We start from the raw sequence: 20,001 nt of genomic DNA, 5'->3' as shown, positions 1-20,001 counted from the left end.
TTACTCGATTGCCTTCACAACTCGGCCGCATGCCGATCAGCACGACGGCGAAACCACCGAAAAGGTGGCTTCGCACCGCCGTCATACTTAGACCCAGCCTTTGATTTGCTGGCTCATCGCCTGCGTCGAGATGCCGTAGCGGTCGTGCAGTGTCGGAAGTGCCCCCGCATCGAGGAAGGCATCCGGCAATCCGATCTGACGGAACGCCGTCGTGACACCGTTGCGCACCAGGACGCCAGCGACCGCTTCGCCCAAGCCGCCGATCACCGAGTGGTTCTCCGCCACCACGACCAGTCTCCCCAGTCGCCGCACCTCCGAAAGGATCGTCGCCTCGTCGAGCGGCTTGATCGTCGGGACGTGCAGCACCGCAACGTCAACGCCGTCGGCCTGCAGTTGCTGGGCAACTTCCAGGGAGCGCATCGTCATGAAGCCGCTCGAGATCACCAGCACGCTCTTGCCATCGCGAATCAGCTTCGCCTTGCCGAGTTCGAACTTGTAGTCGTACTCGTCCAGCACCAGCGGCACGTTGCCGCGCGGCAGTCGCATGTAGACAGGCCCTTGGTGATCGGCCATCTGAGGCACCGCCTGCTCGATGTCGAGTGCATCGCACGGATCAATGATCGTCATGCCCGGAGTCGCGCGCATCAACGCCAGATCTTCGGTCGCCTGATGGCTCGGTCCATAACCGGTGGTCAGCCCCGGCAGAGCGCAACAAATCTTGACGTTGAGGTTCTCTTCCGCAATCACCTGGTGCACGAAGTCGAAGGCCCGTCGGGTACCGAAGACGGCATAGGTCGTCGCGAAGGGAATGAACCCCTCCTTGGCCATGCCACCCGCGGCCGCCATCAGCAACTGCTCGGCCATGCCCATCTGGAAGAATCGCTCGGGATATTCCTTCGCGAACAGGTGCAGGTCGGTGTACTTGGCGAGGTCGGCTGTCATTCCGACGATCTCCGGGCGGTTGCGGCCCAGCTCGACCAAGGCTTTGCCAAACGGCGCCGCCGTGACACGCTGGCCCTCGCCGGCGATGGAAGCAATCATCGCCGAGGTCTTGAGTTTCGGCTTCTTTTCGGTGGTGGCGTTCATCATGCGGCTCCTTCGGTTTGCGTGCTGTCGACATGGGCGATGGCTTGCTGCCATTCCGGCGGGTCGACGCGGATAAAGTGGTTCTTGTCCCGGGTCTCGAGGAACGGGACGCCCTTGCCCATCAATGTGTCGAAGAGAATGACGCGCGGCCTGTCCTCATTCAGCGCACGGGCCGTGTCGAAGGCAGCGATGACGGCTGGCATGTCATTGCCATCGACGCGCTGCACGTGCCATCCGAACGCCGCCCACTTGTCAGCGAGCGGTTCGAAACCCATGATCTTTCCGGACGGGCCGTCGGCCTGCTGGTTGTTGATGTCGACCAGGCAGATTAGATTCGACAGGCGGTGGTGTGCGGCACCCATCGCGGCCTCCCATGTGGACCCTTCGTCCAACTCGCCGTCAGACATCGAGTTGTAGACGAAGGCCGGGTTGTTCTTCAGGCGCAACCCAAGTGCCATGCCCACGGCAATCGAAAGACCTTGCCCGAGCGATCCGCCGGACATCTCCATGCCGGGCGTGTAGGTGGCCATCCCCGACATCGGGAGGCGGCTGTCATCGCTGCCGTAGGTTTCGAGTTCTTCCTCGGAGATGATCCCGGCCTCGATCACCGCTGCATAGAACGCGATCGCGTAGTGGCCATGAGAAAGCAGGAAGCGGTCGCGGCCTTCCCACTTCGGATCCTCGGGCTTGTAGGTCATCGCGTGCTTGTAGGCGACTGCGAGGACGTCGGCCCATCCCAGCGCCTGGCCGATGTAGCCCTGCCCTTGGACTTCGCCCATGCGCAGTGCGTAGCGGCGAATGCGGTAGGCGCTTTGTTGAAGCGTCGATAAGTCAGACATGGAAATCTCCTGCAATAGTGATGAATGGCGAGGTGTGGGTGCGCGCGATCGTGAGTGGCGAGACGGCAACTCCGCGCGGCGCGTCGTGGAGGGAATTGCCGGTGAACATGGGATGTCAAAGGAAGCCGATCGAGATCCAGGGAATCGCAGCCACCGCCACCGTTCCGATGAACAAGGCGACCATGTAGCCCACGATCGGCTTCATTCCCTCGTTCGGATGGATCCGGCTGATCGCGCAGGCCGCGTAGTACCCGACCCCGAATGGCGGCGCGAACAGGCCGATGCCCATCGCGAGGGTCACGACCATCGCGTAGTGCACTTCGTGGATGCCGACCTGGCGAGCGATCGGAAACAGCAGCGGACCCAGCAGCACGATCGCAGGGATGCCCTCCAGCACCGAACCAAGGATGATGAAGGCGACGACCGATACCGCCATGAAGGTGACCGCGCCACCCGGCAACGCCTTCATCGCGTCTGCCAGTGCGGTCGAGAACCCGGACTGGGTCAAGGCCCAGGCCATGCCGGTGGCGGCACCGATGATGAACAGGATCGAACCGGACAGCGACGCGGTGCTGACCAGCATCGGATAGATCCGCTTCCAATCGAACTGCCGGTACACGAGCAGACCGGCGAGCACGGCGTAGACGATGCCGATGGTGGACACCTCCGTCGCCGTGGCGACGCCCTCGACCACCGCTGCGCGGATGACGACGGGAAGCGCAAGCGCGGGAATCGAGATCGCGAACGACTTGGCGATCTCGCGACCGCTCGCCTTGCGAACACCCGACAGGTCCTCGCCCCGATAGCGCCACCACACGAGTGCAGCCAGCGTCACCCCGACGACGACACCGGGCAGCAGGCCCCCCGTGAAGAGAGCGGCGATCGAGACACCCGTCGCGGAGCCGATCGTGATCAGCACCAGCGAAGGCGGGATCGTTTCGGTCTGCGCACCAGTGGCTGAAAGCAAGGCCACCAGGTCGCCGGGTTTCGCGCCTCGCTTGCGCATCTCCGGGAAGAGCGCCGGTGCCACCGCCGCCATGTCGGCAGCCTTCGATCCCGAGATGCCCGAGACCAGGTACATCGCGCCAATCAGGACGTACGAGAGTCCGCCTCGTACATGTCCCAGCAGGCTGGCCAGGAAGGTGACCATGGCGCGCGCGATGCCGGTCATTTCGATAAGCAGGCCCAGCAGCACGAACAGCGGAACGGCGAGCAGGATCAGATGGCTCATGCCTTCATCCATCCGGCCGATGACTACCACCGTGGGCGTGGTTGTCGTCAGCGCGATGTAGCCGAAGGTCGCCAGACCGAACGAGAACGCGATCGGCAAGCCAAGCAACACCATGGCGCCGACGCCGAGCACGAAGAAGAGGAAGAGATTCCAGTTTCCGAGCGACGTGAACAGCGGCCCCGCCAGAGCCATTGCTCCGGCAACGAGCGCGACCAAGCCCAGTGCCATCAAAGCGTCTTTCACTCGGCCAAGACGGAAGATCTGCATCAGACCGATCAGCAGCATCAGTCCGAGACCGACCGGCAGCGCTGATGCCCGCCAGGAGTTCGGGATGCCCATCGCCGGCGTCGTGACGAAGACCTCGTCCTGCGCGAACTCATAGGCGGGGTGAAGAACAAAGGCGAGGAAGGCAATGGCCGCAGCGATCGCGATCAGATCCAGGAAGGCTCGCTTTCGCGAATCAAGCTTGCCGACGATTGCTGTCATGCGCATGTGCTCGCCGCGCTGCAGGGCCACGATCGAGCCAAGCATCGCCAGCCAGAGGAACAGGATCGACGCCAGTTCATCAGACCACACGAGCGGCTCGTGCAAGACATATCGACTCGTCACCCCCATCAGCAGCACGACAACCTCGGCCAGCACCAGCAGTGCGGCCGGGACTTCGACCAGCGTGGCCAGGGCCTTGTTCAGGGTCTCGAGCCATGCGATCGGCGCACGCCCGCTTGTCGGATCCATGTGCCCGGCTGCGCCGGGCTCGTCACTAGAGATGTTCATGGGTTTCTTTCACGCGACAGGCGGCCGCCGGCCTCCGCAGGCGCGGCTCACCCATCACACATTCATTGAACGGAGCGCTCACCCCGGAGGCCACCGGGCGAGCGAGTGGCTGTCTGTCAGCCGAGCTTGCCGGAGACCTTCTCCAGAAGATCCCAGGGCGCTGCACCGTATTTCGTCTTCCACTCGCCGTAGAAGCCCGTGCTCGCGAGCTTCTTGCGGAAGTCTTCCTGCTGCACGTCGATGAAGGTGATGCCCTTGGTCTTGAGATCGGTCATCAGGCTGGTGTTGAGCTTGGCGACGTCGGCGCGCTGATCGGTCGCTGACTTGTCCAGCTCTCGCGTGATGATCTGCTGAACGTCCGGCGGCAGCTTCTGGAATGCGCGCTTGTTGCCCAGAACCCAGTAGCCGTCCCAGACATGGCCGGTCAGGCTGCAGGTCTTCTGAACTTCGTAGAGCCGCGCGGTGGCGATGATGGCGAGCGGGTTCTCCTGGCCTTCCACCACCTTCGTCTGCAGGGCCGTGTAGACCTCGTTGAAGTTGATGGGGGACGGCGCGGCATCGAGCGACTTGAACAGGGAAGTCAGCGGAGGCGCGGCAGGCACCCGTACCTTGAAGCCCTTCAGATCGGCTGCGGACTTGATCTCGCGCCCGGAGGAGGTGACGTGGCGGAAGCCGTTGTCCCAGATCTTCGAGACGGTGAAGATGGGCGTCTTCGCGATCTCGGCGCGAATGTGGTTGCCCAGATCGCCGTCCATCGCCTTCCACACGTCGTCATAGTTCTTGAAGGCGAAGCCGACGCTGGTGATGCCCGAGACCGGCACGAAGGTCGACAGGATCAGCGACGAGAGGTTGAAGAACTCGACAGAGCCGTTTCGCACCTGCGTCAGGAGGTCGGTGTCGCTGCCAAGTTGATTGGCCGGAAAGAGCTTGATGTTGACCCGGCCCGAAGTTGCTTCACGGATGCGATCGTGCGCTTCCTTGGCGCGCAGGTTCACAGGGTGTGTCGGGTCTTGTCCGGTGGCGTACTTGAGCTCGAACTCGGCTGCATCCGCTCGATGCGTGACGATCGAGAACAACGGAAGTACAGCGGATCGAGCCAGCAAGGTGCGGCGAGTTAGCTTGGTCATGATGTGCTTGTCTCCATTTGTGGTTCAGTCTGTGCCGTCAGTCCGCGGCACTCGGAGGATCATTGGCGGACGGCCTCTGCAAGGCTCCGCCGTCCGGGCACCTGGGCACCCGTTGGCTGTCGTCTGCGAGAACTGGAAAGCGCGGGGAGCGGAAAGCCTGGCAGCAGGCGGCTCCCTCTCAGGGCGTCAATGAATCAGCATTCCGCCGTTGACGTCCAGCGTCACGCCGGTGCAGTACGCCGACAAGTCGCTGCCGAGGAAGATGCAGGCCCCTGCGATGTCCTTGGGGTCGCCCAGCCGTCCGAGAGGGACCGTCTCGGCGATCTCGGCCTTCTTCTCTTCGGTCAGCTTGCCTTTGATGATGTCGGTGCCGATCAGGCCCGGGGTGATGCAGTTGACGCGGACGCCGACGGGACCCAACTCGCGCGCCATCGCACGGGCCAGCCCGAGCACCCCAGCTTTCGCGGCCGAGTAGTGCGGACCGCCGAGGATGCCGCCTCCGCGCTGCGCGGAGACGGAGGAGATGCAGATGATGGAGCCGCTGCGCTGACGCTCCATCGCGGGAATCACCGCCTGGGAACACAAGAGGGTGCCACGCAGGCTGACGTCGAGCACAGCGTCGTAGTCGGCGCCCGTGATGTCCACCGTCTTGCGCGGCTGGGTGATGCCGGCGTTGTTGACGAGGATGTCGATGCGGCCGAACTTCTCCAGCACCTGGTTGACCGCACGGTCAACGGCTGCCTTGTCCGTGACGCTCGCCACCACGCCCAGATGTTCGGTTCCCAGTTGCGCCGCGGCTTTCGCGGGCTCGGCGCTCTCCAGATCCATGATCGCGACCAGCGCGCCATGACTGGCCATCTGCAGCGCAGTGGCGAAACCCAAGCCATTGAGTCCGGCACCGCCGGTGATGAGGACGACCTTGTTTGATAGCAGCATGTTTGTCTCCACGTGTGTTGATGTCGTGATTGTGGGAACTTGCATGCATGAAGAAAAGCGATATTATTTCAGTGTAGGTTGATGTATCGTCATCATTGGGTTTACCCGGATTCACACCATGAGCTCGTCCTTTCCACCCTTCACTTGCCTCGCGGCCTTCGAAGCCGTGGCACGGCGAAGAAGCTTCACCTCGGCCGCGAGCGAACTGCATCTCACTGCCTCGGCCGTCAGTCACCAGATCGCCAAGCTTGAACAATTCCTGGCCATTCGGCTCTTCGAGCGCACTGCGCACAACGTCGAACTCACCATTGCCGGCGATGACTACTTGAGGCGGGTCAGCGGCGCAATGGCCGCAATCGGTGCGGCCACCGACAACGCGAGGAAGGGGGTGCGCAACACGCTGCATGTGCACTCGACACCGAGCTTCGCCACCCTTTGGCTGATGCCGCGCCTCACGGATTTCGCGAAAGACCATCCCAGCATTTCGCTGTCGATGTCAGCGTCCGTCGTGCATTCGGATTTTTCCGCCGGCCACACGGACATCGACATCCGATACGGCGCGGCGCATTGGCCGCAACTCGCGGTCAAGACGATCTTTGACGAGCAGATCATGCCCTTGGCAAGTCCCTCGTTCATCAGGCGCCATCGCATCACCACGCCTGAAGACCTGATGAACGTTCCGCTCATCCAGTCCACCGTCGGCGTGCTCCAGTGGCCGGACTGGTTCACTGCCCAGAAGATTGCCCATACGCCTGGGAGCTACGCCTATCGATTCGACCGCGCATTCATGGCGCTCGATGCTGCAGTGCAGGGCCTGGGAGTGGCATTCGAAAGCACTTCCATCGGCGAGCCGCATCTACGGAAGGGTCGGCTGCGGCCGGTATTCGCATCAGGAGAGTATTTGCCGGTGCAGGCGCATTTTCTGGTGTACCCAGAGCGACACGCTCAACGCCCAGAGGTCATGAGCTTCGTCGACTGGGTTCTGGAACGGGCCGCCAGCGAACCGGATCGAGAGATGCGAAAAGCTGGATGGAAAAGACCTTCACGACGGCCACGGCCTGAACCCGGCAAAGCGTGAACAGATGCGATTGGCCCGCTTTGCAGATACATGGGTGGTGTCGCGACAGGCTCCTCGGTTGCAACAGCGCCCGGATCAACGCAGGGTATTTCGCACATTGATCCACACCGAATACTTCCGGGTAAACACCTAAGGGTTTACACTGACCCCGCAGGGCGCTGTTGCCCTGGTGGAGTCCCCAATGATTTTGTCGTTCCTCTCTGTGGCAATCGTTCCAAGCCTGGCTGCTCTCGTAGGGTTTCTGGTCGGAAGTCCATCGGCTCGAGTCGAGCCCTCGACTGAATTGAGTACTTCGGTCGCCTGAGGAGCGGTCGGGGCGCGACAGGCGTCGTGCGCTTTCCTTCAGGTCGTCAGCGTGACGAGCCGTCCCGACAACGGCGCACTGGGCAGCGTGTCGAGCGGCACGCTGTGTCGCGCCGTCGTGATCACCAGCTTTTCACCACCCGTGTCGTCCGGCGCCGGTGAAAAGGCCAGGTCGGTCGCGCACGGCACGGGCAAGCCCACGACCCGGTCGAGCTGGCCATCGGGCGTGAACCGCACCACGGACCAGCCATCGCACAGCGCGGTCCAAATGCCTCCCTGCGCATCGAACGCCAGGCCGCTCACCCGCCCCGAGCCCTTGGGCACCGAAGCAAGACGTCGCACCACGCCCTGGCCCGGCTGCAGCAGCAAGATCGCACCGGACACCGGCGCGGTCGCGTAGAGCGCATCGCTCGTGGCGCTCCAGCCGAGGGACTGCACTGTTTCGCCGACTCGCCACTGGACATCCAGCGTGCCGTCCCCGCGCACTTGTCCCACGGCGGCGCCGGCCTCCGGCAATGCGATGGCGGCCCACACGGTTTCATCGTCGCCATTGCATACCGCGAGCACCTGGCCCGACAACCAGGGCGTGAGCGGACGCTTGCTGCCCTGCGCGTCGACGCGGAAAGCAGCGCGTTCCGTGACAACGACGACATCGCCACCGCTTCGCAGCAAGCCGACGACAGGCCCGTCGAGGGTGGTGACCTCTCGGTCCTGGCCGAGCTCGAACAGATGCACTGAAGGGGCAAGCGCATCGGCCCACCAAAGGCGCTCGCCATCGGCCGACCAAATCGGATAGGCGCCATGAAAGGCCCAGCTTCCCGGCAGCGCGGTCACTGCCGCCTCGGTGCTGGCGGTTGCGTCCGCACCGACCGGCGGCAACTGCGCCCCGACACGCCGCGCCGCTTCGGCCACCTCGGGTCCCAGCAACTCGAGACGCGAGCGCGTGAGGCGGTAGGCCGGACCTGCGACGCTGATCGCCCCGCGCACCTGTCCCGCGCTGTCGACCACCGGCGCACCCACGCAGCGCACACCGAGAACGATCTCCTCGTCGTCGATGGCATAGCCGCGCGCCTTCGTGATGCGCAGTTCGGCCTGCAGCCGACGGCGGTCTGTGATCGTGAGCGGCGTCAGCGGCTTCAGCACCGCGTCGCGCACGATCGCGTCGCGCGCGTCGTCGGGCATGGCGGAGAGGATCGCCTTCCCCTGGCTGGTGCAATGCACGGGCTTGCGCTGGCCGAGCGCAGCGGCCGAACGCTGACTGTGCGCGCCATCGCAGCGTTCGAGCGAGATCACCTCTCGGCCATCGAGCGTGGCGAGATAACTGGTTTCGCCCGTCAGGTCGCGCAGTGCGCGCAATTCCAGCGCGGCGGCCGCGACGAGATCGGGCATCGCGTAGGCCTGTCGCGCCATCTCGAAACAGCGAAAGCCCAGGCAATACACCTTGCGCAGCGGGTCGCGCCGGATCAGGCCGCGTGCCACCAGCGTCGCGAGCAGCCGGTAGACCGTGGTGCGCGGAAGCGAGAGCCGCTCGGCCAACTCGCTCTGCCCCAGGCCTTGTGGCGAGGAACCGATGGCGTCCAGCACATCGAGCGCTTTTTCGAGAGCGCCGGTGCCTTCGCCGGGTGATGTGGCCATGCTTTTCGCCTTTTTGTCTCAAATGATGGTACTTGACGTGCCGAACGATGTCGGCAGCCTGTCGCGGGTCATTCTATTTTTCGGGCGTGTTCCCTACGATCAGCACCATTCCTCCTCACCGACTGCCCTAGCCTGTTCGTTCCCACTGTTTGAGACAAGACCATGACCACCACGCCTCCCCCGCCCCTGTCTTCGATTCCTCAGAGGGCACCCGCGCCCTACGTCTCCGACGCCGTGCTGGATCGGCTCGCCAAGGCCACGAGCGGCTCGCTCACGACGCAGCTCTACATCAAGGGCTTCCGTCAACCCGTGCTGCACGGGCTGACGCCGCTGAACAAGAAGATCAAGCCCTTCGCGGGCCGGGCGTACACCATGCGCTTCATCCCGGCGCGCGAGGATGTGGATGTCTACGGCAATCTCACGACGGAACCCAGCGCCGACAACCTGCAATGGGTCGGCGTCGAGCAGATCGAGCCCGGACACGTGCTCGTGATCGACAGCAACAAGGACGGCCGCGCCGCCTCCATGGGCAATATGCTGATCACGCGGATGATGATGCGCGGCGCTCGCGGCGTGATCACCGACGGCACCTTCCGCGACGGCACTGAACTCAGCCAGATGGACTTTCCGATCTGGTGCACGGGCGTCACCGCGACCACGCGCCTGTCCTATCACCATGTGGCCGACCTGCAGGTGCCCATTGGCTGCGCCGGCGTCGCGGTGTATCCCGGCGACGTGATCCATGGCGACGGCGACAACATCACCGTGATCCCCGCCCACCTGGCCGAAGAGATGGCCGACCTCTGCGAGAAGCGCGACGACATCGAGGCCTACCTCGCATTGCGGGTGCAGGCCGGCGAAGCGCTCTGGGGCCTCTACCCCCCGAGCGATGCAACGCGCGCGCAGCACAGGCAATGGGTGGCCGACGGCCGCCCGACGATCGCGCCGGCCAAGCCGGCAGGCAGCCGCTGATCCACTGACCCGGATAGAACAGGAGACCCGAACATGGCCGCTTCGAAATTCACGCCCGAGGACCACGCCGCGCTGATCCGCCGCTACTTCGATGCCTGCAACGCTGCCGATTACGACGCACTGGTCGATTGCTTCACGCCCGATGCCGTGCACTACTTTCCGGCAGGCTTGCCCGAGATCCCCTGGCGCTCGGCCGACACCATCGCGAAGAAGTGGCAATGGTGCGTGGAGACGCTGGGCTCGCAATGGACCATCGACAAGCTGATCGTGAGCCACAACTCGCCCGAGGCCATGATCGAGTGGACGCACTGGAAGAACAAGAGCGGCACCGCCCTGCGCGGTGCCGAGTGGTACGACTTCGACCCGGAGACCGGCAAGATCGCCGAGATCCGCGCCTACTACGCAGCGCCTGCCGACAAGGAGGTGAAGATCAACGAACTCGTCGCCTTCGACTACGTGGGACGCGGCTATCCGCTCAAGAGCAAGTAAGAAAGAGATGCTCCAATCCATCGAAGCACGCACCGGCGCCGCCATCGGCGAGCGCTGGGCCGAATCCACGGGCACCGAGATCGACGAGGCCGTGCGGGCTGCGGCGAACGCGGCCGATGATTTCGCCTCCACTGCCGCGGCCCGGCGCGGCGCCTTGCTGCGCGCGCTGGCCGATGCACTTGAAGCCGATCGTGAAGCGCTGGTCGCGCTCGCCGATCGCGAAAGCGGCCTCGGCCTGCCCCGCCTGAACGGCGAACTCGACCGCACCACTTTCCAACTCCGCGGCTTTGCGGATGAAGTTGAACGCGGCGCGGCGCATGCCCTCACCGACGACGCAGCCGTCGCCGGTGCGCCGCCGGCCGGTCGCCCGCGACTTACCTGCGTGCGCGTGCCGATCGGCCCGGTCGCAATGTTCTCGGCCAGCAACTTTCCCTTCGCGTTCTCGGTGCTGGGCGGCGACACGGCCTCAGCGCTGGCCGCAGGGTGCCCCGTTGTCGTGAAGGGCCATCCCGCACATCCCGAGCTCTCTCGTCGAACCGCGGTATTGGCTCGAAAGGTCGTGGACGCCCAAGGCTTGCCCGCAGGCGTCTTCCAGTTCGTGCAAGGCGCTTCGATCGAAGTCGGCGTGAGGCTGGTCCGGGCGCCGGCCATTGCCGCCGTCGCGTTCACCGGTTCGTACAAGGGCGGCATCGCGCTGGCCAAGGTCGCCGCCGAACGGCCGCGGCCCATCCCCTTCTATGGCGAACTCGGTTCGGTCAACCCGCTCGTGGTCCTTCCGTCGGCGCTCGCATCGGACAGCGCCGAGTTGGCCGCGACGCTGGCGGGATCGATCTGCCTCGGTGCGGGCCAGTTCTGCACCAGTCCCGGCGTGATCGTGGTGCCCGAAGGCACCGCTGGCGATGCCTTCGTCAGCGCTCTCGCAACGGCACTTCGGGGCATGCAGCCGCATGCCATGTTGTCGGCTGGCATTCGTGCGACCTTCGAGCGCGGCGTGGCGCAATGGCGTGGGACGCCGCAGCTCGCGCCCCTGGTCGACGACGACACGGGCGGGGAGTTGCCACGACCGTTCCTGGGCGAGGTGTCGGGCGCAGACTTCATCGCCAACCGGGCCTTGCACGAAGAAGTGTTCGGCTCGGCCGTATTGGTCGTGCGGGTCGCGTCGACCCATGAAGCAACACAGGTGCTGGCTGCCATCGGCGGCTCGCTGACTGTGACCCTCTGGGGTGCCGAGACGCAGAGCGAAGACACACGCCGTCTGGTGCGCGCTGCCACGCAGGTCGCTGGCCGCGTGCTGTTCAGCGGCGTTCCGACAGGTGTCGCCGTCACCGCGGCCCAGCATCACGGCGGCCCGTATCCGGCATCGACCCAACCTTTCACCACTTCGGTCGGCTATGCGGCCATGGACCGCTTTCTTCGACCCGTGGCCTTGCAGGACCCGCCTCAATGGATGCTCGATCGCAAGGGAGTGCCCGTATGACGCTGCGCCACATCGTGCTGTTCCGAAGAAAGGCGGAGGTGGCGAAGAACCCCGGACTGGAAGAAGCGCTGACGAACCGCATGGCCGCCCTCGGTGCGCAGATCCCGGCCATCCAGCGCTGGAAGTTCGCTGCCAACGAACTGGACCGTCCGATCTGCTGGGGCTACGTCCTCGAATCGGAGGTGGCCGACGCGAAGGCGCTCGACGACTACCTGTTCCATCCCCTGCATCAGGCTCTTGTGGCCGATCTCAAGCCCTATTTCGAATGGGCGGCGGTCGACTACACCGTCTGAACGGGTCACCCTCCATGAGCAACGCTCAACCCAACATCGAGCGATGGCCGCGCGCTGCGCTCGAAGGCGACGTCGCCCGGCTCTTTGCTGCGGCCGGCCTCGCCGAGCCCAAGGCGGGCAGCGTCGCCCGACCGCTGGTTCTCGCGGACATGATGGGTCACACCACCCATGGCCTGGCATTGGCGCCCGGCTACGTCGATGCGCTGGAATCGGGCGACATGGCTTGCGACGGCGAACCCGAAGTGATTTCCGATCGCGGGGCGTGCGTCGCCTGGAAGGGCCATCGCCTGCCGGGCGCCTGGCTGATCGAACGCGGCATCGATCTCGCGCTCGAGCGCATCGCGATCCACGGCGTCTTCACGCTCACCATCGCCGGGAGCCACCACACCGGGGCACTCGCTACCTACCTTCCGCGCCTGACGGAGCGCGGTCTGCTGCCGATCCTCAGTTGCTCCGGGCCAGCGGCTGCCGGCGTGGCGCCGTTCGGCGGCACGCGCAGCCTGTTCACGCCCAACCCCATCGCGGCAGGCATACCGACGACCGGAGATCCCGTGCTGCTGGACATCAGTGCGTCCATCACGACGAACAATCGGGCGAAGCAACTCGCGAAGGCGGGCCAGCGCTTTCCAGCCGCCTGGGCGCTGGATGCGGCGGGCCATCCGACAGACGACCCCGCCGCGGCCGTGTCGGGCGGCGGGAGCCTCTTGCCTATCGGCGGCCTGGATCACGGGCACAAGGGCTACGGCCTGGCATTGCTTGTGGAAGCATTGACTCAGGTACTGTCGGGGCTGGGGCGCAACACCCACCCGAGGGGAACGCTCATGAACGTCTTCCTGCAAGTGATCGACCCCGACGCATTCGGTGGTCGGTCAGCATTCGAGGCGGAGAGCACCTGGCTGGCCGAGGCGTGCCGGAAGAATCCGCCTCGGCCTGGCGTTGAAAAGGTACGTGTCCCGGGCGAACATGCGATGTCACAGCAGCGCGCGGCGCAAGCGCAAGGGGTGCCGCTGTCGCGCACCATCGCCGATGCCTTGGCGGCCTGCATGGCCGAGCGGGGCATCGTTCGTACGACTGCATGACGATATCTTTCGGGCGGCGTGTCCGCCTGTTGCCGACCGCCGTCGCAGAGCGCGCTTAGACTCCCGACAACTCCGAATGCCCCGTCATGCTACCGGCGCCACATCCTGAGCGCGCCTCACTTCACAACGAGGTTCACGCCCGTCCACCCGAGGCCATGGCTGCGCCTTTGGCGATCGCGCATCGGGTCATGCTCGCCGATGCGGCGCAGCGGGTGGAAAGTCGGCTTCATCTGGCCGCGCTGCTGCGCGATCACCAGTTGCCCCTGCCCGACGAGCACACGACCCATTTGCGCGTCGACCTGGGTTCCTTCCGACTGCGATGGGAACTGCACACGGAGTTCGTCACCTGGACATTCACGGTTCGTATCAGGGACAACGAACTCGCAGGCAACCGCCTTGCAAGCGCCGCCGAGGCCGTGCCACACGCATGGATGAACGGTCTGCCTGGCCAATGCTTGAGCAGTCTCGATGTGTGGGTGCTTCCCGGATCGCGAACCACGGGTGATACCTGGCGTCAGCAGGTCCTGAGAGAAGAATCCGTGCTGGGTTCTGCCGTGGCCAATCACCAGGCCGAAGTCTTCACCGACTTCGTCATTCACCCGGACGGCTCTTCCCGGTTCCTGGTGTATGCGGACGCATTGCCATCGCGCAGACTGGGCAGGCTGGTGCAGCGCTTGCTGGAGATCGAGACCTACCGGATGGCTGCGATGCTGGGGTTGCCAGCGGCGCGCAATGCCGGCGCCGCGCTGTCGAGCGCCGAGAGCGATCTCGCGGAGATCGCCCTCGCCATCCGCAGCGCACAACGGCACGAAGAACCCAAGCTGCTGGATCGGCTGACTCGACTGGCCGCGCACGTGGAAAGCCAGTACGCGGCGACACACTCGCGGTTTTCGGCAAGCACGGCCTATTTCGAGCTGATGGATCAACGCATCGCGCAGATTGATGAGGCGGCCCTGGAAGGGCTGCAGACGATCGGCGAGTTCATCGAGCGGCGCCTGACACCGGCACGCAAGACCTGCGAGTGGGCGGCACGGCGCCAGGATGCCCTCTCAGGGCGGGTTTCGCGGATCAGCAACCTGCTACGCACCAGGGTCGAGATCGAGCAACAGCAGAGCAGCCAGGCCTTGCTGGAAGCACTGAACCAGCGCCAGGACCTGCAATTGAAGCTGCAGGCGACCGTCGAGGGGAGTCCGTGGCGGCCATCACCTACTACATCGTGGGGCTGGTGAGCTATCTGGCCAAAGGCGGCCAGAGCATCGGATGGCCGTTCTCCGTCGAAACCACGACCGCACTCGCCATTCCTCTCGTGGGAGCCAGTGTCTGGCTGTCGCTGCGGCGGCTGCATCGAAGCATGTTTTCGCACTGAGATGCGGTGCCTGGCACCGCATCCCGGCGCGATCAGGGTCGCTTGCCAAACGCCTCGGTTTCGGCCGTCCACTGGAGCGCCTGTTCGCTCAGGCTGAAACCCAGGCCCGGGCGGTCGGACACATGCATGCGACCGTCCTTCAACTGCATCTGCTCGTTGAACATCGGACCCAGCCATTCGAAGTGTTCGAGCCAGGGCTCGATCGGGTACGCGGCGGCCAGGTGCAGATGGATCTCCATCGCGAAATGCGGAGCCAGCTTGCGCCCCTTGAACGCACCGAGGCTCATGATCTGCAGGAAGGGCGTGATGCCGCCGACGCGCGGGGCGTCCGGCTGGATGAAGTCGCTGCCCTCGCTCATGATCAGCTGCGCGTGCTCGCCGAAGCTGGTGAGCATCTCGCCGGTGGCGATGGCCGTATCGAAGCGCTCCGTCAACTGGGCGTGGCCCTCGAAGTCGTAGGCGTCGAGCGGCTCCTCGATCCACGTGAGATCAAAGCCTTCGAACGCACGGCACGCGCGCGTGGCCTTCTGCCGATCCCATTGCTGGTTGGCGTCGACCATCAGCGGAAACGAATCGCCGAGCAGCTTGCGCACGGCACCCACACGCTCGATGTCGATCGCGAGGTCGGGCTGTCCGACCTTGAGCTTGATCCCGCCGATGCCGCTCTCGCGGGAGATCTCGACGTTCTTGAGCACCTGGTCGAGCGGCGTGTGCAGGTAGCCGCCCGAGGTGTTGTAGCACTGCACTGAGTCACGCTCGGCGCCGAGCAGCTTGGCGAGCGGCAGCTTCGCACGCTTGGCCTTCAGGTCCCACAACGCGATGTCGAAGGGCGCGATGGCCTGCGTCGTGAGGCCGCTGCGGCCCATGCTGGCGCCAGCCCACAAGAGCTTGGTGAAGAGGCGCGAGATGTCGTTCGGGTCCTCGCCGATCAGGTTGGGCGCGAGCTCCTTCGCGTGCGCGTACATGCCCGGTCCGCCCGCGCGCTTGGAATACCCGAAACCTATGCCCGAGTGGCCGTCGCGCGTGGCGATCTCCGCGAAGATGAAGGCGATCTCGGTCAGCGGCTTCTGCCGGCCCGTGAGCACCTTGGCATCGCTGACCGGCGTGGCCAGCGGCAGGTAGACCAGCGACAGCTTGATGTGCGCGATGCGGTCGCCGGTTTCGGCGGCAGTGCGCGCGTCGGCGCCGACCTGGGCGTAGGAAACGATGTTGGATTCGACAGCACTCATGACTCAGTCCAGTTTGATGCCGGCGGTCTGCACGACCTTCGACCAGCGGTTGATTTCATCGTTCACGAACTTCGTGAACTCCGGCGACTTCGACGAGAGCACGACGAAGCCGTTGCCTTCGAGCTTCGCGCGCACCGCCGGATCGCTGAAGGCAGCGACCATCGCCGCCTCCAGCTTGTCGACGATCGGCTTCGGCGTGCCCTTCGGCGCGGACAGGCCGGTCCACGACACGGCGGTGAAGCCCGGGTAGCCCGACTCCGCCACGGTCGGCACGTCCGGGTAGAGCGGGTTGCGTTCGGCGCTCGTCACCACCAGGGCGCGCAGCTTGCCGGTCTTCACGAAAGGCAGTACTGCATCCTGGTTGGTGAACATGCCCGGAATCTGGTTCGCCACCACATCGTTGAGGGCCGGCGCACCGCCCTTGTAGGGGATGCCGACCATGTCGAGGCCGGCCACCTGCTTCAGGTATTCCGTGGTCACATGGCCCGACGACGCGTTGACCTGCCCGTAGCTGAACTTGCCGGGGTGGGCCTTGACCCAGGCCACGAACTCCTTGAAGTTCTTGGCCGGAAACTCGGGGTTGACCACCAGCACGTTCGGGCCCGCAGCGAGTTGGGAGATGTGCACGAAGTCGCGCGCCGAGTCGTACGAAGGCTTGGGCGTGAAGCCATGGATGATCGCGTTGCTGCCGATGCCCGACAGCAGCAGCGTGTAGCCGTCGGCCGGCGCCTTCGCGGCCTGGTCGGTGCCGATGGCGCCGCCTGCACCGCCCTTGTTGTCGACCACGAAGGGCTGCTTGAGCTGCTTGCTCAGGCCTTCCGCAATCATGCGGCCCATGATGTCGCTGGTCCCACCGGCCGGGAACGGGACGATGATCTTCACGGGCTTGTTGGGGTAGTCCGCCTGGGCCTGTGCGGCCATCGGCAGCGCGGTGGCGAGGGCCAGGGCGGTAGCCAGAAAGCGACGTTTGTTCATGGTGCGTTGTCTCCTTGGATGCGATGGGGATGAGGTTGGTCTGATTGAATCGGGGTTGCCACCGGCGAACCATGCAGGGTGTCCCCTAAGCGGGCGGCGGCGTCCCGCCCACTGGGACGAAGGCGGGCACTTCAGTCCGAGATGCCGAGGGGCCACGGCACGAACTCGTTCAAGCCCACGCCCAGTGCCTCGCTCTTGGTCGGCTCGCCGGACGCATGGCGCAGGATCTGTTCGAAGATGGCGCGGCCCATCTGTTCGATGGTGGCCTCGCCGTCGATGACGACCCCGCAGTTGATGTCCATGTCATTGGCCATGCGTGCATACATCGGCGTGTTGCTCGCGAGCTTGATCGTCGGCGCCGGCACCGATCCGAAACAGGAGCCGCGGCCCGTGGTGAAGCAGATCAGGTTCGCACCGCCTGCGATCTGGCCGGTCGCCGACACCGGGTCGTAGCCGGGTGTGTCCATGAAGACGAGGCCGTGCTGCGTCACGGGCTGCGCGTATTCGTAGACCTCCATGAGCGGCGCGTTGCCGCCCTTCTTCGCACCGCCCAGCGACTTCTCGAGCACGTTGGCGAGGCCTCCGGCGTTGTTGCCCGGGCTCACGCGGCCGTTGATCTGGGTGTCCCGTCCCTCGTTGTAGCGCAGCCACCAGTCGATGCGCGCCACCAGCTTCTTGCCGATTTCGGGCGTGACGGCGCGGGCCGTCAGCGTGTGTTCGACGCCGAAGATCTCCGAGGTCTCCGAGAGCATCGCCGTGCCGCCATGCTCGATGAGGATCTCCATCGCGCGGCCCAGCGCCGGATTGGCCGACAGGCCCGAGAAGCCGTCGGAGCCGCCGCATTGCAGCCCGATGCTGATGTGCTCGGCCGACACCGGCTCGCGCCGGACGTCGTTGGCGGCCGCGAGCATGCTGCGCACCTGTTCGATCCCGGCGGCGATGGCCTTCTTCGTGCCGCCCGCCCGCTGGATGACGAGCGTCTGCAGCATGGCGCCCGGAACCAGCTTCTGATGGGCCAGGAACTCATCGAGCGCGTTGTGTTCCTCGCCCAGCGCGATCACCAGCGCGCCCGCGGTATTGGGGTGACGGATGTAGCCGCCAATGGTCCGGCGCAGCAGTTCCATCGGCTCGCCGCTGCGCTCCATTCCCGCACCCTGCTCGTGCACGAAGGGCACCACGCCATCGACGTTCGGTAGATCCGCCAGCTCCTCCTCGTCGAAATGGCTCGCGATTTTTCGAGCGACCGTGGCAGCGCCGTGGCTGACGATGAACACTCCGACGTAGTTGCGTGTCGCCACTCGGCCATCGGCGCGCACGATGCCCTGGAAACGCGCACGCTCCGAAGGCGGAAAGAGCTTCGTCGGCACATAGTCGAGCCCGTGACGGTAGTCCTTGACCAGATCGCCGAAGGCAATGTTGTGGCTGTGCATCCAGGTGCCCGGCGGCAGGTCATCGGACGCGAAGCCGATCACGGTGTTGTACTTGAGCACCGGCTCGCCCTTGGCAATGAAGCGCGCTGCCAGCTTGTGGCCCGCGGGCACGAGTTGCAGCGTGGCGACGCCTTCGCTCGGCACGGCGGTGCCTGCGGGCACTTCAATGCGGGCCACGACGACGTTGTCTTTGGGGTCGAGGCGGATGAAGGGGTTGCGCTGGACAGCTTCCGAGGGCTTCACGGTCGATGCGATCGTCGGAACGATGGCAGCAGTGGTCGCTGTGTTCGATGTGTTCATGGGGGTTGTCTCCTCTTTGGTCAAGCCAGGACGCCGATGGGCCAGGGCACGAATTCGTCGCGCCCGACGCCGAGCTCCTCGCTCTTGGTGGCCTGGCCCGAGGCATGCGCGAGCATCCGATCGAACACCAACTGGCCCATCTGTTCGACGCCGATGTCGCCGGCCAGCACGCCGCCGCAATCGATGTCGAGGTCGTCTTCCATGCGCGCGAAAACGGCCGAGTTGCTGGCCAGCTTGACGGTGGGCACCGGTGCAGCGCCGAAGCCGGAGCCGCTGCCCGTCGTGAGACAGACCATGTTGGCGCCGCTGGCGACCTGGCCCGTGGCCGACACGGCGGCATAGGCCGGAGCGTCCATGAAGACCAGCCCGCGTTGCGTGACCGGATGGGCGTACTCGTAGACGGCCTGCAGTGGCGAGCTGCCGGCGCGGTGCAGGCCGGCGCCCTCGTCGGCCGAGGCCGCGCGGGTCATCCCGGTGTCTCGTCCCGCCGTATAGCCCTTCCACCATTGGATGCGCTGCTCCAGCTGCGCCCCGACGGCCGGACTGGACGCACGCGCCACGGCGCGCTGCGCCACCGGCGCGAGTTCGCTGGTCCCGGAGAGGATCGCGGTGCCTCCATGGCCCACCAGCAGGTCGATGGCTGCGCCCAGCGCCGGATTGGCCGACAGGGCGGTGTCGCCATCGGTGGCGGCCGATTGCAGGCCGACCACGAGATGCTCGACCGGGACGGTCTGGCGCCGGAAGCGGTTCGCCTCGGGCAGCATGGCCTCGACGGCGGCGATTCCGGCGGCGATGGTGTTCGCGGTGCCACCGATTTCCTGCATTACGAGCATGTGCAGCATCGGGCCGGGCACGAGTTGCTCCTGTTCGAAGAACGCGCGGATGTTGTTGCGCTCGCAGCCCAGCGCAATGACCACGGCACCGGCGATGTTGGGATTGCGGATGGTGCCCGCGATGGTCCGGCGCAGCAGGTTCATCGGCTCGCCGGTGGCCTCCATGCCGCAGCCGATCTCGTGCACGAAGGGCAACACCTCGTTCACGTTGGGAAACGCAGCCAGTCGCTTGGCACTGAAATGGTCGGCAACACGCCGTGCGGCCGTGGCGCCGCAGTTGCCCACCACGAAGACGCCAATGTGGTTGCGCGTGCCCACCCGGCCATCGGGGCGGACAAATCCTTCAAAAGTGACCTCGTGCATCGTAGTTCCTTGTGATGGAAGCGCTTCCATTTTCAGATAAACAAAAAGGGCGAAGTGCCCTCTTCGAAATTGCTGTCCTTGCGCGTCGATGGCGATTGTATGGAAGCGCTTCCATGAACGCAAGCACCGCGGTATAACCCTGGCCTTGACCCGTAAACAGCCCCCTCCTCCCTTGTCGTCTCCTTC

16 protein-coding genes and 2 pseudogenes are annotated in these 20,001 nt (G+C 65.1%); 8 read left to right on the top strand and 10 right to left on the bottom strand.

Features of this window, described 5'->3' with window-relative positions:
* Positions 1 to 87 precede the first annotated feature (87 nt).
* From QTH97_RS22430 to QTH97_RS22410, 5 genes are all read right to left on the bottom strand, one after another.
* Positions 88 to 1,086: a transketolase family protein gene (locus QTH97_RS22430; RefSeq protein WP_286570707.1), complete on the bottom strand. Its 999-nt coding sequence runs from the start codon at positions 1,084 to 1,086 to the stop codon at positions 88 to 90.
* Entirely contained in the window at positions 1,086 to 1,925 is an 840-nt protein-coding gene (locus QTH97_RS22425) for a transketolase (protein ID WP_286570706.1), read from the bottom strand. Before QTH97_RS22425 ends, QTH97_RS22430 begins: the two co-directional genes overlap by 1 nt.
* Positions 1,926 to 2,040: 115 nt before the next feature.
* The gene (locus QTH97_RS22420) at positions 2,041 to 3,930 is read right to left on the bottom strand and encodes a TRAP transporter large permease (protein WP_286570675.1); all 1,890 of its coding nucleotides are present in this window, start codon (positions 3,928 to 3,930) and stop codon (positions 2,041 to 2,043) included.
* 116 nt (positions 3,931 to 4,046) lie between these two features.
* On the bottom strand, positions 4,047 to 5,057 hold the full coding sequence (locus QTH97_RS22415; protein WP_286570674.1) for a TRAP transporter substrate-binding protein: 1,011 nt from the start codon (positions 5,055 to 5,057) through the stop codon (positions 4,047 to 4,049).
* A gap of 186 nt (positions 5,058 to 5,243) precedes the next feature.
* Positions 5,244 to 5,993 (bottom strand): SDR family NAD(P)-dependent oxidoreductase, encoded by a 750-nt coding sequence (locus QTH97_RS22410; RefSeq protein ID WP_286570673.1) that lies wholly within the window; start codon positions 5,991 to 5,993, stop codon positions 5,244 to 5,246.
* A gap of 118 nt (positions 5,994 to 6,111) precedes the next feature.
* Between QTH97_RS22410 and QTH97_RS37015 the strand changes: the two are divergent.
* Positions 6,112 to 6,297 (top strand): annotated as a pseudogene (locus QTH97_RS37015) (LysR family transcriptional regulator); the annotation flags it as partial.
* An 84-nt stretch (positions 6,298 to 6,381) separates the two neighbouring features.
* Positions 6,382 to 7,071, top strand: coding sequence for a LysR substrate-binding domain-containing protein (locus QTH97_RS22405; RefSeq protein WP_353655648.1), 690 nt, complete (start codon positions 6,382 to 6,384; stop codon positions 7,069 to 7,071).
* Between the two features lie 342 nt (positions 7,072 to 7,413).
* On the opposite strand, the gene QTH97_RS22400 is transcribed toward QTH97_RS22405, so the two are convergent.
* Positions 7,414 to 9,009, bottom strand: a complete 1,596-nt coding sequence (locus QTH97_RS22400) for an IclR family transcriptional regulator domain-containing protein (RefSeq protein WP_286570671.1) — start codon at positions 9,007 to 9,009, stop codon at positions 7,414 to 7,416.
* A gap of 162 nt (positions 9,010 to 9,171) precedes the next feature.
* Here QTH97_RS22400 and QTH97_RS22395 point away from each other — a divergent pair, with 162 nt between their 5' ends.
* The 6 genes and pseudogenes from QTH97_RS22395 to QTH97_RS22370 all read left to right on the top strand — a co-directional run bounded on the left by QTH97_RS22395 (position 9,172) and on the right by QTH97_RS22370 (position 14,685).
* On the top strand, positions 9,172 to 9,981 hold the full coding sequence (locus QTH97_RS22395) for an RraA family protein (protein ID WP_286570670.1): 810 nt from the start codon (positions 9,172 to 9,174) through the stop codon (positions 9,979 to 9,981).
* A gap of 33 nt (positions 9,982 to 10,014) precedes the next feature.
* Positions 10,015 to 10,470, top strand: a complete 456-nt coding sequence (locus QTH97_RS22390) for a nuclear transport factor 2 family protein (protein ID WP_286570669.1) — start codon at positions 10,015 to 10,017, stop codon at positions 10,468 to 10,470.
* Between the two features lie 7 nt (positions 10,471 to 10,477).
* Complete coding sequence (locus QTH97_RS22385) at positions 10,478 to 11,947, top strand: aldehyde dehydrogenase (NADP(+)) (protein ID WP_286570668.1); 1,470 nt, start codon at positions 10,478 to 10,480, stop codon at positions 11,945 to 11,947.
* Positions 11,944 to 12,240 (top strand): Dabb family protein, encoded by a 297-nt coding sequence (locus QTH97_RS22380; RefSeq protein ID WP_286570667.1) that lies wholly within the window; start codon positions 11,944 to 11,946, stop codon positions 12,238 to 12,240. The genes QTH97_RS22385 and QTH97_RS22380 overlap by 4 nt, the downstream gene beginning before the upstream one ends.
* A 14-nt stretch (positions 12,241 to 12,254) precedes the next feature.
* Positions 12,255 to 13,319 (top strand): Ldh family oxidoreductase, encoded by a 1,065-nt coding sequence (locus QTH97_RS22375; protein ID WP_286570666.1) that lies wholly within the window; start codon positions 12,255 to 12,257, stop codon positions 13,317 to 13,319.
* Positions 13,320 to 13,405: 86 nt separating this feature from the next.
* Positions 13,406 to 14,685, top strand: a pseudogene (locus QTH97_RS22370) (DUF3422 family protein).
* A 32-nt stretch (positions 14,686 to 14,717) separates the two neighbouring features.
* Here QTH97_RS22370 and QTH97_RS22365 read toward each other — a convergent pair.
* From QTH97_RS22365 to QTH97_RS22350, 4 genes are all read right to left on the bottom strand, one after another.
* On the bottom strand, positions 14,718 to 15,914 hold the full coding sequence (locus QTH97_RS22365) for an L-talarate/galactarate dehydratase (RefSeq protein WP_286570665.1): 1,197 nt from the start codon (positions 15,912 to 15,914) through the stop codon (positions 14,718 to 14,720).
* 3 nt (positions 15,915 to 15,917) lie between these two features.
* Entirely contained in the window at positions 15,918 to 16,889 is a 972-nt protein-coding gene (locus QTH97_RS22360; RefSeq protein WP_286570664.1) for a Bug family tripartite tricarboxylate transporter substrate binding protein, read from the bottom strand.
* Positions 16,890 to 17,020: 131 nt separating this feature from the next.
* A complete protein-coding gene (locus QTH97_RS22355) occupies positions 17,021 to 18,619 on the bottom strand; it encodes a UxaA family hydrolase (protein ID WP_286570663.1) in 1,599 nt (532 codons plus the stop codon).
* 20 nt (positions 18,620 to 18,639) lie between these two features.
* Positions 18,640 to 19,815: a UxaA family hydrolase gene (locus QTH97_RS22350; RefSeq protein WP_286570662.1), complete on the bottom strand. Its 1,176-nt coding sequence runs from the start codon at positions 19,813 to 19,815 to the stop codon at positions 18,640 to 18,642.
* Positions 19,816 to 20,001 lie beyond the last annotated feature (186 nt).

The sequence above is a fragment of the Variovorax gracilis genome (assembly GCF_030317115.1).
In the GTDB taxonomy this organism is placed as follows: Bacteria; Pseudomonadota; Gammaproteobacteria; order Burkholderiales; family Burkholderiaceae_C; genus Variovorax; species Variovorax gracilis.
The sequence above is the reverse complement of the archived record's forward strand: the minus strand, read 5'-3'. Positions and strand labels throughout refer to the sequence as shown.

What these genes read in the sequence shown, in the direction of transcription:
- QTH97_RS22430 (WP_286570707.1), bottom strand. Translation starts at nt 1,086, where the DNA reads ATGAACGCCACCACCGAAAAGAAGCCGAAACTCAAGACCTCGGCGATG.
- QTH97_RS22425 (WP_286570706.1), bottom strand. Translation starts at nt 1,925, where the DNA reads ATGTCTGACTTATCGACGCTTCAACAAAGCGCCTACCGCATTCGCCGC.
- QTH97_RS22420 (WP_286570675.1), bottom strand. Translation starts at nt 3,930, where the DNA reads ATGAACATCTCTAGTGACGAGCCCGGCGCAGCCGGGCACATGGATCCG.
- QTH97_RS22415 (WP_286570674.1), bottom strand. Translation starts at nt 5,057, where the DNA reads ATGACCAAGCTAACTCGCCGCACCTTGCTGGCTCGATCCGCTGTACTT.
- QTH97_RS22410 (WP_286570673.1), bottom strand. Translation starts at nt 5,993, where the DNA reads ATGCTGCTATCAAACAAGGTCGTCCTCATCACCGGCGGTGCCGGACTC.
- QTH97_RS22400 (WP_286570671.1), bottom strand. Translation starts at nt 9,009, where the DNA reads ATGGCCACATCACCCGGCGAAGGCACCGGCGCTCTCGAAAAAGCGCTC.
- QTH97_RS22395 (WP_286570670.1), top strand. Translation starts at nt 9,172, where the DNA reads ATGACCACCACGCCTCCCCCGCCCCTGTCTTCGATTCCTCAGAGGGCA.
- QTH97_RS22390 (WP_286570669.1), top strand. Translation starts at nt 10,015, where the DNA reads ATGGCCGCTTCGAAATTCACGCCCGAGGACCACGCCGCGCTGATCCGC.
- QTH97_RS22385 (WP_286570668.1), top strand. Translation starts at nt 10,478, where the DNA reads ATGCTCCAATCCATCGAAGCACGCACCGGCGCCGCCATCGGCGAGCGC.
- QTH97_RS22380 (WP_286570667.1), top strand. Translation starts at nt 11,944, where the DNA reads ATGACGCTGCGCCACATCGTGCTGTTCCGAAGAAAGGCGGAGGTGGCG.
- QTH97_RS22375 (WP_286570666.1), top strand. Translation starts at nt 12,255, where the DNA reads ATGAGCAACGCTCAACCCAACATCGAGCGATGGCCGCGCGCTGCGCTC.
- QTH97_RS22365 (WP_286570665.1), bottom strand. Translation starts at nt 15,914, where the DNA reads ATGAGTGCTGTCGAATCCAACATCGTTTCCTACGCCCAGGTCGGCGCC.
- QTH97_RS22360 (WP_286570664.1), bottom strand. Translation starts at nt 16,889, where the DNA reads ATGAACAAACGTCGCTTTCTGGCTACCGCCCTGGCCCTCGCCACCGCG.
- QTH97_RS22355 (WP_286570663.1), bottom strand. Translation starts at nt 18,619, where the DNA reads ATGAACACATCGAACACAGCGACCACTGCTGCCATCGTTCCGACGATC.
- QTH97_RS22350 (WP_286570662.1), bottom strand. Translation starts at nt 19,815, where the DNA reads ATGCACGAGGTCACTTTTGAAGGATTTGTCCGCCCCGATGGCCGGGTG.